This is a genomic window from Chryseobacterium lineare, assembly GCF_977014045.1.
On record NZ_CDRNIQ010000001.1, the window covers coordinates 4063719 to 4076126 of the forward strand.

Below are 12408 nucleotides of genomic sequence, written 5' to 3' on the forward strand. Positions count from 1 at the left end.
TTTATTATATTCATGAAGAATAATTCTTAGGGTTGTAATTTTGACTTAAATTTGCGCGTTTAAAATAAAATTAGCTGATATGGCAGAAGTTACAGAAGGCGGTCAACATTTTGACATTAAGAAGCTTTCTTTCATTGGAGTTTTAGTTTCTCTGGGTATTGTTTTCGGGGATATCGGGACTTCACCGCTTTACGTTATGAAAGCAATCGTGAATGCCAGAGAAGGCGGAAGTACGATGCCCTTTAACGAGTATATTGAAGGAGCTCTTTCATGTATTATCTGGACGCTTACTCTTCAGACAACCGTAAAATATGTTATTATTGCTCTTAGGGCAGATAATAAAGGGGAAGGAGGAATTCTTGCCCTGTTTTCATTGGTGAAAAATCTTAAAAAAGGCTGGCTGTATCTTATTGCCATCGTCGGAGCGGCAGCTCTTATTGCAGATGGTGTTATCACTCCGTCACTGACGGTAATGTCGGCTATTGAAGGTCTTGAAATCTACAATCCTCACACGCCGGTAGTTCCTATTACAATAGCCATTTTAATTGTCATTTTCGTGGTTCAACAGTTCGGAACAAGCTTTATTGGAAAGTTCTTCGGACCGGTTATGGTGATCTGGTTTTTGGTATTAGGTGGTTTGGGATTATCTCATTTAAGCGAAAATATGGAGATCCTGAGATCATTCAATCCGTATTATGCCTATAAGCTTATTGCACATTCGCCAAGTGCCATCATTATCCTGGGAGCTGTATTCCTGTGTACAACAGGTGCTGAAGCGCTTTATTCAGATTTGGGACACTGCGGGGCAAAAAATATCAGAGTAAGCTGGGGATTTGTAAAAATCATGCTGATCTTAAACTATCTTGGTCAGGGAGCGTGGCTTTTAACGAATTATAATAAACCTGGTTTTTCAGCTGTTAATCCTTTTTTCGGAATTATGGAAGAATGGATGGTTATTCCGGGAGTTATTTTGGCTACAGCAGCAGCAATTATTGCAAGCCAGGCTTTGATCACAGGTTCATTTACTATTTTCTCAGAAGCGATGTCTCTGAATTTGTGGCCTAACCAGAAAATTGATTATCCATCCGGTGTTAAAGGGCAGATGTACATTCCTAGAATCAACTGGGGGCTTTTGCTATTCTGTATTATAGTGGTTCTTCACTTTAAAGAATCAGGAAAAATGGAGGCGGCATACGGACTATCAATTACTGTAACCATGCTGATGACAACGATTCTTCTTGTCTATTGGCTATTGAAGCGCAGGGTAAATAAAGTTTTAATTCTTGTATTTGGCTTAGTGTATATGGCGATCGAATTAGGATTTTTCAGTGCTAATATCATAAAATTCTTGGAAGGAGGCTGGATCACGGTAGTTTTAGCAGGTTCCATAGGAGTTTGTATGTATGCCTGGTATAATGGAAGATCCATTAAAACGAAATTTATTAAATTCATTAAGCTGGAAAATTATATTCCCATCATTAAAGATATGAAGCTTGATGAAACAATACCAAAATATGCTACCAATCTCGCTTATCTCAGCAGAGCTAAAAGAAATGATGAAATAGAATCAAAGATTATTTATTCTATCATAAAAAAACAGCCGAAAAGAGCGGATCATTATTTTATCCTAAGCATTACCAATCAGGAAGATCCATACACTTTCAAATATGCTGTTGATGAGGTGCTTCCCGGGACGATCTATAAGATTAATTTTATGCTTGGTTTTAAAATTGATAGGAGGATTAATGATTATTTTGATATGGTCTTAAGGGATATGATGGCAGACGGAACAATTCCTTCGAGAAGCAGCCATCCATCGTTGAGAGCTCATAACATTCCTCCAGATTTAAAATATGTGATTATAGATAATACCTATATCAATGATATACTTCTCACGGTAAAAGAGAAAATTATCATGAATATTTACAATTTCGTTAAGTACATCGGAAGCGACGATTTCAAAGCCTGGGGAATTACTTCACACAATGTAGTGGTAGAATCAGCCCCTATGACAGAAGATTGTGTGGGCAAATCCAGGATAGAGCAATGTGAGTATAAGCGTCATAATAGTTAAATTCTTTAACATTGTGGTACAATATTTATTTAAATAAAAATCAATAAATTTGTAGATAATTTTTTTGATGGATACAATACAAAAAGAAAAAAATATTGCACTTATTAAAGATGTTTTAAGAAACTATTTGCTTGAAAAAGGTTTCCGGAACACTCCCGAACGATATACAATATTAGAAGAGATTTACAGTATGGATCATCACTTTAATGTGGATGATCTGTATCTTTTGATGCTGCAGAAAAAATATCATGTTTCCAAAGCAACAATTTACAATACCATTGAGATTTTTCTTGATGCAGGATTGATCCGTAAACACCAGTTTGGTGAAAAAACGCTCACATCTTCTTCCTATGAAAAATCTTATTTTGACAAACAACATGATCATCTTGTGATCTATAAAAAAAATTCCGATAAGGAAATTGAGGAGATTATAGAATTTTGCGATCCGAGAATTCAGGGAATTAAAGAGGCTATTGAAGAAGCATTTGGGGTAAAAATCGATTCTCATTCGCTTTATTTTTATGGTACGAAGAATGACTAACTTATCGCTGAGGCTTATTATGGGCCTTTTCATTTGTATTTCTTCATTTATCTTTGCACAGGATAATCCGAAACCTTTGCAAAAGGACCCGTATTTTACGCCCAAAACTGTTCCTCAGAAAAATGCTCCGCCAGCAGAAAAAGTGAAGCATATCCATTCTGATGAATTACGTAAGGATCCGGCAAAGTATGACGGCAACAATTATTTTACTGGAAATGTTCAGTTTGAACATCAGGGTTCTTTACTTAATGCTGATCTCGTGATTGTTTATGAAGGACAGAATTTTGTAAAGGCAATCGGTAATGTAAAGCTTCAGAATGCGGATGGCTCAGTAATCACTGCCGATGAAATGGAATATGACGGTAATACTCAAAGAGGAATTGCCAGAAAAAATGTGATACTTACGGATCCCAAAGGAACTGTGATTAAAACTGAGACGATGTACTACGACAGAGTTTCCAATCAGGCGTATTACAATACTGGAGGGACAATCAACGACGGTAAAAGTACGACGTATTCGAAATCGGCAACCTATTTTCTTACGACACGAACCATCGATCTTTCAGGCAGGGTAAAAATAGAAGATGCACAATATACTCTTGAAGGTGAGAACGTTGTTCAGAATCAGAATACAAACATTGTAGACATCAATGGCCCGACGACCATAACGAATAAAAAAAATCCTAAAAACCGCATTGTCACAGATAAAGGAAATTACAATACAAACACAAAAGAGGCTTTCTTGTATAAGAATTCCAGAGTGTATTATAATGATAAAATCCTTACCGGTGACGAAATGTATTACAACCAGATCACCGGTTTCGGAAAAGCGACCGGAAATGTAACATTGGATGATCCGAATGAAAGAAGATGGATCAAAGGCGGATACGGAGAGATTTATGAAAAGAAAGATTCTGCAATGATGACGAAGAATCCTTATGCAGTAAAAGCGCTGGAAAAAGATTCAATGTACTTTGCTGCGGAAAAGATACTCTCATTTCAGAAGCCGGATTCTGCGAATGCAATGGTTAAAAAAAGTTTCCTGAGAGCATTCAGGAAAGGGAGATTCTACAAATCTAATGCGCAGGGAAGAGCCGATTCTATAGCTTTCAATGAAACGGACGGTGTATTGCATATGTACAGAGAACCCATTTTATGGAGTAACGGAAAACAAGTGACCGGTGATAAAGTAGAAGCCTATTTTAATACTGAAAAAGAAAATATCGATTCTTTAAAGGTGATCGGAAATGCATTTGCCATCAGTAAAGTAGATTCATTGAATATGAAAGATGAATTCAATCAGGTGAAAGGAAAGCTGATGTCGGTATATTATGGTGCAGATAACAATATCAGAGAGGCAAAAGTCATTGGAAATGCACAAGCGATCAGTTATTCTGATGATGAAAATAAAGATACCAAACAAAAAGAAAGGATTGGAATCACCCTCAGCACATGTGGAATTATTGATGCAATCTTTGAAGAGAAGGCGCTATACATTATAGAATGCAATATCGGTGCTGCTTCAGATACGTATCCGATGAGTATGATTGAGCCTGCAAGGCGAAAATTCCCGGATTTTAATTGGAATACTAAAGACCGGATTTTAAAATGGCAGGACATTTTGGTAGACAGTCCGAATTATCCGGAAGTAAAGTACGAATCTGATACCGGTCTTTACGATTCGGCACAGAAAGTGATTGAAGATGAGAAGGCTAAGGAGGAAGCTAAAAAGCCAAAACGCGTCAAGAGATAGACTTATTCTTTATCAAAATATGTACTCACTATTATAACAATAGTGAGTTTTTTTTTTATTAAAATACTGTAGGTCAATGTTTTAATTTTTTTTCTATTTGAAATTCAATTTTTTTTCTTAATTTTTTAAAACTTCTCTAAAATGTGAAATCATTAAATCAATTGGGTTTTAATGATTTTATATATTGTTAATCAATTGATTGATTTAATTATCATTATCAAATGTGATTTTTTTTTACTAATTGTATATTTGGATTGTTTTTTTACATATATTTGAATTAGGAATTAATTAAGCTATATTAATATTTTGTGATTTGGTGGTGTCGCTTACAGGTTTGCTGTAAGCGATTTTTTTATTCTATCGGTTTAATTTCGATGTTTGATGAATGTTTTTTAGCTTTGCTGAAATTTTTCAATAGTATGCAAATGCAAAAAGATTTTTTTAGCTATCAGGCACAAACTACAAAATTTGCGGCTGGGTTTGAAGTGGAAAAAGCAGAAGGAAGTTATATTTATGGTACCGACGGAAAAAAATATCTGGATTTTGTAGCCGGTGTTTCTGCAAATACGTTGGGGCATTCGAATCCGAAAGTAGTAAATGCCATTAAACAGCAGGCTGAAAAATACCTTCATGTAATGGTTTATGGCGAATATGCGCAGGAAAAGCCGGTGGCTTTATGTAAGTTGCTGGCAGAAGCAACTCCGGATCCGTTAGAAGTTACCTATCTGGTAAACAGTGGTGCAGAGGCGATCGACGGAAGTTTGAAACTTGCCAAAAGATATACAGGAAGAGAGGAGATTGTTTCCTTTAAAAATTCTTATCACGGAAATACTCACGGTGCACTAAGTGTTTCGGGCAATGAAACTCATAAGAGAGAATTTCGTCCGCTTTTACCAATGGTAAATTTCATTGAGTTCAATAATGAAAAAGATTTTGCTAAAATTACCGAGAAAACGGCTTGTGTAATTATGGAAACTATTCAGGGCGCGGCCGGCTTTCTGGTTCCTGACCATGAGTATTTAATTAATCTGAAAAAAAGATGTGAAGAAGTTGGTGCCTTATTAATTCTTGACGAGATCCAACCGGGATTCGGAAGAACGGGAAAATTATTTTCCTTCGAGCATTTTGGAATTGTCCCGGACATTCTGGTAATGGGAAAAGGAATGGGCGGTGGAGTTCCTGTGGGAGCTTTTATGAGTTCAAAAGAAATCATGGAATCGCTGGCGCACTCTCCGAAACTGGGGCATATCACGACTTTCGGCGGAAATCCTCTTATTGCGGCTTCCAGTCATGCAACCCTGAAAGAAGTTCTGGAAAGCGGTTTGATGAATGAAGTTGAAGAAAAGGAACAATTATATAGAGACCTCCTGGTTCATCCTAAAATTAAAAACATCAACGGAAAAGGCTTAATGCTGGCGGTAAATCTTGGATCTCCGGAATACACCCTAAATGTTGCAAAAAAATGTATGGATAAAGGTCTGATTGTTTTTTGGCAGCTTTACAGAAATGAATATCTCAGAATATCACCACCGCTGACGATTTCAAAAGAAGAAATTATAGAGGGCTGTCAGATTATTCTGGATGTTTTAAATGAAAATTAAGGATGTGACACCTTTATAAAAAGACATCAAAATCTTCGGTGTCTTTTTATATTGCTTCGTAATGAAGCATTTATGCTTCATGAAAATATTTCCAGTAATTGATTAAAGTAAAAGCCATTAAGATTCTCTTATTTTAATGTTAAATCGATCTAAAAAATTATTTAAAAATCTCTGACAAATATCATGAAGATTGTGTAAAAAAGTAAAGACATTTTTGTGTAATAAAAAAATTAATTTATATATTGCGGGACGATTAAAACAAAGATATATGGCGAAACATAAAGTCCATTACGAATTTCCAATGCATTGCTTATCAGAGATATTGTACGAATATCTGGCAACTGCAGAAGGATTGTCTGAATGGTTTGCGGATGATGTTACTGAAAAAGGTGATGATTTCTTTTTTAGCTGGGGAGGTGGTCCTGCCGAGAAGGCGACTTTAATTAGATATAAGCCTGAAGGTTTCGTGCGTTTCAGATGGGAAGAGGATGAAGGAACGAAACATTTCTTTGAAATGACTATTACAATCGACGATATTACCGAAGATCTGGCTCTGAATATTACAGACTTCTGCGAAGAAGGAGATGAAGAGGAAAATGCTATGTATTGGGAAAATCTTATCGAAAACCTTAGAATAAAATTAGGTGCCGCTTAAACGTAGGCAGTACTGCAGATAAAACTGATGAACGATTTATCGTTCATTATTTTTTTATAAATAAATCAGATTAAATTGGAAAATCAATATTATACATCAGAAGAGTTAAATGTGAAGAACAGAGCGTTTCTTTCAGGCGATGCGGTGAAAGTTTCATTCTTTATAAGAAATGGAAAACTGATCATGGATGAAGAATGTTATTTTTTTCTGATGGCTTCCATGAGAAAAATGAGGATGAATATTCCTTTGTCGTACACTTTGGAGTTTTTCCAGTCACTTTTCGTACGTGATATTATTGAAGGGCAGGACATTAAAAACGGAATTATCAGTTTTCTGGTTTTCAGAAATACAAACGGAATCACCTTGTCGAAGTCTTCTGTTTCTTATTATTATGAAATACTGGAGATGTCTGATATTCTGACTGTCCATGAAAGACCTTTGGAAATTGATTTAATCAAAGAAATTAACGTTAATAATAATCTTTTGAGCAATATCCATGTTCACAGCCCGGAAAATATCTATGGAGAAATCTATGCGCAGGAAAATGATCTTGATGATGTCATTTTCTTAAATCCTGATAAGAGAATTGCACGCGCTTCGTCAGGTAATCTTTTATTTCTGGAAGGTGATGTTATCAAGATCCCGAAACAGACTGAAGGGGCGTATATCTCGCCTTTAATGGAAAATTTTGTTACTTTTTTACATAAAAACAACCTTGCTGATATTCAGGAAAATGAAATCATTGCGTTTGAATCTCAGAAAGCTGATGAAATTCTTTTAATCTCCGATGAAAAAGGAATTTTCTCGGTGGGTAAAATAAGAAATAAAACTTTTACGAATACCAGGTTTTTAGAATTGGTGAAAAGCTGGAGAGGAAGTTTCTAAATTGACAAACCCGGTAAACAACAGTTAAAGTCCTTTACCGGGTTTTATTCTGAATAGATCAGAAAATTGTATTTTATTGATTTTCGTTGAATACTTCGATGAATTTTTGAGCAATTTCCTTTTGACCATTTTCACTGGTCAGATATTCCAGATCATTTGCATTATTGATGAATCCGAGTTCCATAAGAATTGCCGGAACTTTAGATTCTCGCAGGATATGAAGGTTTTTTTCTTCAATTTTCTGCACATTGAATTTTCTTGAAATTCTTTCGGCTAAATTTTTTGAAGCCTCAGTATTCTGAGTGTAAATTTCCTGCCCATGCTGTGTGGATTTAGGGTCGGCACTGCTGTTAACATGAAGAGAGATCACCATTTCAGGATTCAGTTTGTTGATCAAAGCTGTTCTGTCTGACAACTGACTATAAGTGTCATCTTCCCTTGTTAAGATAACCTCGTATTGATCCTGAGAAGTATTGAATTTTTGGATTTCTTTTCCGATGTTCAGAACGATATCTTTTTCATAAATACCATTTCTGTTGGCTCCCATATCATTTCCGCCATGACCGGCATCAATGATGATTAATTTTTTATTTACAGGAGTAAAGGACAAAAAAGCTGTAGAAAAAACTGATATAGTAAGTAGTCGTATTCCTTTCATGTCCGTTGAATTTTGGTTTAACAAATAACGGAAATTGTTTAATTAAAATTGGTTAACGTTATCCTAAAGAAATGTTAAAAATAACGCTTTTTTTCTGAATAATTTTAATTTAAAGAGATGTCTTCAGGTGAGTTGGCCCAAAGTAAATATTCGCCGCCAAGATTCTGCATGATTGATTTCCAAAGCGTCTGGTCATTAGGTAATGTGTAATCCAGATTGTAAACATCTACCACGGTCCATACTTTTCTCTGAATTTCTCCGTCAAGTTGCATCGATGTCCATCCGGAATAGCCTGAAAATATTTTTACATCATTGATATTTAGTTCATTATTCAGAACGGCGCTAATGATTTTCTCAATGTCTTCTGTAAGGTAAAAATCTGGCGTGATTTCGACATACGTTTCCGTTACTATTTTTCCTTTTACAATAAAGAAAACTTTGTCATTTTCCACAGGACCACCGTCATATACTTCAATTTTAAATTCAAAAAAATCTTTGAATTTATCACTCATCTGGCCGTTTTTTTTATTTAAAATTAAGCCAAAAGCACCCTGTTCGTTATGTTCTATAACCAATACTACCGATCGGGAAAAAATATCACCGGAAATGTCAGGTGTGGAGATTAATATTTTACCTTTGTAGGAGTAATTCATACTCAAATTTAATAAAAAAAAATTATGGAAAACCTGCACGATAAGAGAAAAGTGTACGAGAGATCCCAACTTATTGAAAGTGAGATAAAACAAAATCCTATTGAACAATTTCGTGACTGGTTTTTAGATGCAGGCGAAAATCCGGCTATTTCAGAGGCTAATGCAATGGCTGTTTCTACGATGGAAGATGATGGCTGCCCGCGTACCAGAATGGTTCTACTTAAGGCTTATACATATGAAGGATTTATTTTTTATACCAATTACGACAGCAGAAAAGGGAAAGCTATAGAAAAGACACACAAGGCCTGCCTTCATTTTTTTTGGCCCAGCCTGGAAAGGCAGATCATTATTAAGGCAAATCTTGAACGTGTTGCGGGAAATCTTAGCGACGGATATTTCCATTCCCGGCCGAAGGGAAGTCAGCTTGGAGCTGTAGTTTCGCCACAAAGCCAGGAAATTCCCGACAGAGAATTCTTGGAAGGCAAGTTGAAGGATCTCGAAAAGCAATATGAAAACGAAGAAGTTCCCCGTCCTGAAAACTGGGGAGGATACATCGCAAAACCTTACGAAATAGAATTCTGGCAGGGAAGGCCAAACCGTTTGCATGACAGAATCATTTATCAACTGGTTGACGGTATTGACTGGAAAATCTCACGGCTTGCTCCATAGTTCAATCTGTCTCCGAAAATATATAATTGATAGATGAGCTGCCCGAAGCTCCCAAAAAAACCTCATCACATGATGAGGTTAATTTTTTTTTAATCTGAATGGATTATTTTTTCTTAACTCCGGAAACTGCATTTGAAAGATCAGCTCCAGCTTTGAATTTAGCAACTTTTTTAGCAGCAATCTTGATTGGTTTTTTAGTTGCAGGGTTAATACCTTGTCTTGCTGCTCTCTCAGCTACTGAGAAAGTACCGAATCCTACTAAAGAAACTTTTCCGTCTTTTTTCTTCAAAGTAGTCATTACATTATTGATGAATGATTCTAAAGCAGCTTTAGCTGCAACTTTAGTGATGCCAGCATCTTTTGCGATTGCGTCGATTAATTCAGACTTGTTCATAATTTTTTTAATATTAAAGTTAGTTCGTAATAATAGCAAATATAATACTATTTTCTATATGTGCAATTTTTTTCTAAATAAATAAATAATTTTTTCGTTTTTTGATGAAATTAGTTAAAATATGATAATTTCAGTTTTAACGTAAAATGTACGTTACACGTTACTAAAATCATGCCAAATGCTTATGTACATTGACTTTATGAAAATCAGGGTATTATTTTATGTATTTGTTAAATCCTGAATTTTAGGTAAAGTAATAAAAGTTTTCACGATATGTTGTTAATTCTACAAATAAAAACTTGAAAAATTATATTTAAAGAAATTAAATTACTGTCTCTCTGATAGTTTTAAAATCATTTTAAAAAATCGTTTTATTGATTTTTATTAATAAATTTGCAGTATGTTAATAGAAGTTTTTAAGTCTAAGATTCACAGGGTGAGAGTTACGGCTTCTGACCTTAATTATATCGGAAGTATTACAATTGATGAAGATCTTATAGAGGCTGCGGGCCTTGTCGTAGGAGAAAGAGTATATATCGTGAATGTCAACAATGGTGAACGTTTTGACACCTACGTGATCAAAGGTAAAAGAAAATCAGGAGAAGTTTGCCTGAATGGCCCTGCGGCTAGAAAAGTACAGAAGGACGACATCATTATCATCATTGCTTATGCGCAAATGACTCCCGAGGAGGCTCAGGATTTTCAGCCGAAAATTGTTTTCCCGGATGAAAAAACGAATCTTTTGACGTAATCTGATGGAGAAAAAAACAAAAAGTCCTTTAAAGTCAGTCCTTACAATAGTAATTTCGCTTGGTTTTGCAGGCTTTTTTTTATGGTTTGCTCTGAAAGGTTTAGACTTTAAGGTTATTCAAAAATCTTTATCAAGGGCAAATTACTGGTGGGTTCTATTTGCAGCCTGTTTCGGAATTGCGGCATATTGGTTCAGGGCAATACGCTGGAATCTGATGCTGGAACCTATGGGACATAGCATTTCAAATTCCAATTCACTGTGGTCGATTTCTTTCGGATATTTAATGAACCTTACGATACCGAGAAGCGGTGAGGTGGCAAGGGCGACAGCTTTATACGGTGTGGAAAAAGTACCTGTAGATCAATCCTTCGGAACCATAATTTTGGAAAGAGTGGTGGATCTGGTTTGTATGGTTGCATTTCTGGGGCTGACTTTAGTATTTAAAGGTGAAGCAATTTATTCTTTTTATAGAAATTCCGGAATACAATTTAATCCCAATAAAATTTTAATTATTCTTGGAATCCTGATTCTTGGGACGGTTTTGTTTTTTGTATTTAAAAAGAAATTAGCCAACGTTCCTGTTTTAGATAAAATTATCAGATTTATTGATGGTGTTTTTGAAGGATTGACTTCCATATTTAAATTAAAACAAAAAGGAAAATTCATTCTTTACACAATAGGAATCTGGGTGTCTTATTATTTTGCAGCGTATCTGGTATGCTTTGCATTGCCCGAAACCTCAGATTTTACTTTTGATGACGGTTTTTTAATTCTTGTTGTTGGGACTTTGGGAATGATTATTCCCGCCAGTGGAGGGATCGGAGCTTTTAATCTGGCAATGAAATATGGTTTTATGGCCTTATTTATTTCAATGGGTAAAAGTGGTGAAGTGGGTGGCGAAATAGGATTAACCTATTCATTTATCTCATTACCTTTACAGATTATGATTATGCTTAGTATGGGGCTTATATCAATTCCGATGCTGGCCAGGGCAAGAAATAAGGTGGTCGAAAAATATGAATTTCACGAATGATTTTCTGATAAAATATAATCCGGTCTATTTGATCGGATTTTTTGTTTTGGTAAGGGCTGAATCAGATATTTTTATAATGGAAATATTTGGAAAATTCTTAAAACAGCCATACCTTAGATGAGCAAACGTAAATACTCAATATAATATGGCAATCAACTTACAGAAAGGGCAAAGAATTGAACTCGGATTCACAAAAATGACCATCGGCCTTGGCTGGGATCCGAATGAAGGAACGGGATATGATTTTGACCTTGATGCTTCAGCAATCATGATCGACCGCAACAGGAAGCTGGTAAGTGAAGAATATTTCGTTTTTTACAATAACCTTAATTCTCCTGATGGAGCACTTACCCATACAGGCGACGACCCCAATGGTAAAAGCAGTGATGGCGACGATGATGAAGCCATTATTGTTGATCTTGAAAAAGTAAATCCGGATGTGGAAGAGATCCTTTTTGTAGTAACCATTGAAGATTTCGAAAGACGTAAGCAGAATTTCGGCCAGGTGAGAAATTCCTATATCAGAATTGTCGATACGATAACCAATCAGGAAATTGCAAAATATGAGCTTGATGAAGATTTTTCTATCGAGACAGGAGTAGAATTCGGAAGGCTGTATAAAAGAAGCGGAAGCTGGAGGTTTGAAGCTTCAGGAATTGGCTACAGGGCTGATCTTAGCTTTTTTCTTGAGAAATATTACAAAGGACAAATCATTAAATAATCTTAAAGCCAAATCTGGTT

Annotated in this window: 13 protein-coding genes; 10 read left to right on the forward strand and 3 right to left on the reverse strand. The window is 35.6% G+C overall.

All coding sequences use genetic code 11. The features are described from left to right. Positions 1-79: 79 nt before the first annotated feature. The 6 genes from ACWNCI_RS18265 to ACWNCI_RS18290 all read left to right on the forward strand — a co-directional run bounded on the left by ACWNCI_RS18265 (position 80) and on the right by ACWNCI_RS18290 (position 7509). Entirely contained in the window at positions 80-2074 is a 1995-nt protein-coding gene (locus tag ACWNCI_RS18265; protein ID WP_449389375.1) for a KUP/HAK/KT family potassium transporter, read from the forward strand. Between the two features lie 67 nt (positions 2075-2141). Then, positions 2142-2615 (forward strand): Fur family transcriptional regulator, encoded by a 474-nt coding sequence (locus tag ACWNCI_RS18270; protein ID WP_042720826.1) that lies wholly within the window; start codon positions 2142-2144, stop codon positions 2613-2615. Positions 2616-2634: 19 nt separating this feature from the next. Next, a complete protein-coding gene (locus ACWNCI_RS18275; protein WP_449389376.1) occupies positions 2635-4368 on the forward strand; it encodes an OstA-like protein in 1734 nt (577 codons plus the stop codon). A 425-nt stretch (positions 4369-4793) separates the two neighbouring features. After that, positions 4794-5969, forward strand: a complete 1176-nt coding sequence (locus ACWNCI_RS18280; RefSeq protein ID WP_449389377.1) for an aspartate aminotransferase family protein — start codon at positions 4794-4796, stop codon at positions 5967-5969. A gap of 268 nt (positions 5970-6237) precedes the next feature. Then, positions 6238-6624, forward strand: a complete 387-nt coding sequence (locus ACWNCI_RS18285; protein WP_029294636.1) for an START-like domain-containing protein — start codon at positions 6238-6240, stop codon at positions 6622-6624. A gap of 69 nt (positions 6625-6693) precedes the next feature. Then, positions 6694-7509 carry an aminotransferase class IV gene (locus tag ACWNCI_RS18290; protein WP_449389511.1) on the forward strand — a complete coding sequence of 272 codons (816 nt, stop codon included), beginning with the start codon at positions 6694-6696 and terminating at the stop codon, positions 7507-7509. A 73-nt stretch (positions 7510-7582) separates the two neighbouring features. Here the strand turns inward: ACWNCI_RS18290 and ACWNCI_RS18295 are convergent, their stop codons facing one another. Next, complete coding sequence (locus ACWNCI_RS18295) at positions 7583-8167, reverse strand: N-acetylmuramoyl-L-alanine amidase family protein (protein ID WP_449389378.1); 585 nt, start codon at positions 8165-8167, stop codon at positions 7583-7585. A 104-nt stretch (positions 8168-8271) separates the two neighbouring features. After that, positions 8272-8820: a YqgE/AlgH family protein gene (locus tag ACWNCI_RS18300; RefSeq protein WP_449389379.1), complete on the reverse strand. Its 549-nt coding sequence runs from the start codon at positions 8818-8820 to the stop codon at positions 8272-8274. 24 nt (positions 8821-8844) lie between these two features. On the opposite strand from ACWNCI_RS18300, the gene pdxH reads away from it, so the two are divergent. Then, entirely contained in the window at positions 8845-9489 is a 645-nt protein-coding gene (gene pdxH, locus ACWNCI_RS18305) for a pyridoxamine 5'-phosphate oxidase (RefSeq protein WP_346986407.1), read from the forward strand. A 103-nt stretch (positions 9490-9592) separates the two neighbouring features. Here the strand turns inward: pdxH and ACWNCI_RS18310 are convergent, their stop codons facing one another. Beyond that, positions 9593-9883 carry an HU family DNA-binding protein gene (locus tag ACWNCI_RS18310; RefSeq protein WP_346986406.1) on the reverse strand — a complete coding sequence of 97 codons (291 nt, stop codon included), beginning with the start codon at positions 9881-9883 and terminating at the stop codon, positions 9593-9595. A 400-nt stretch (positions 9884-10283) separates the two neighbouring features. Here ACWNCI_RS18310 and panD point away from each other — a divergent pair, with 400 nt between their 5' ends. From panD to ACWNCI_RS18325, 3 genes are all read left to right on the forward strand, one after another. Next, positions 10284-10634 carry an aspartate 1-decarboxylase gene (panD, locus tag ACWNCI_RS18315; RefSeq protein ID WP_072954497.1) on the forward strand — a complete coding sequence of 117 codons (351 nt, stop codon included), beginning with the start codon at positions 10284-10286 and terminating at the stop codon, positions 10632-10634. A 4-nt stretch (positions 10635-10638) separates the two neighbouring features. Continuing rightward, positions 10639-11667, forward strand: a complete 1029-nt coding sequence (locus tag ACWNCI_RS18320; protein ID WP_346986405.1) for a lysylphosphatidylglycerol synthase transmembrane domain-containing protein — start codon at positions 10639-10641, stop codon at positions 11665-11667. A 145-nt stretch (positions 11668-11812) separates the two neighbouring features. Continuing rightward, positions 11813-12388, forward strand: coding sequence for a TerD family protein (locus ACWNCI_RS18325; protein ID WP_346986404.1), 576 nt, complete (start codon positions 11813-11815; stop codon positions 12386-12388). Positions 12389-12408: the final 20 nt, after the last annotated feature.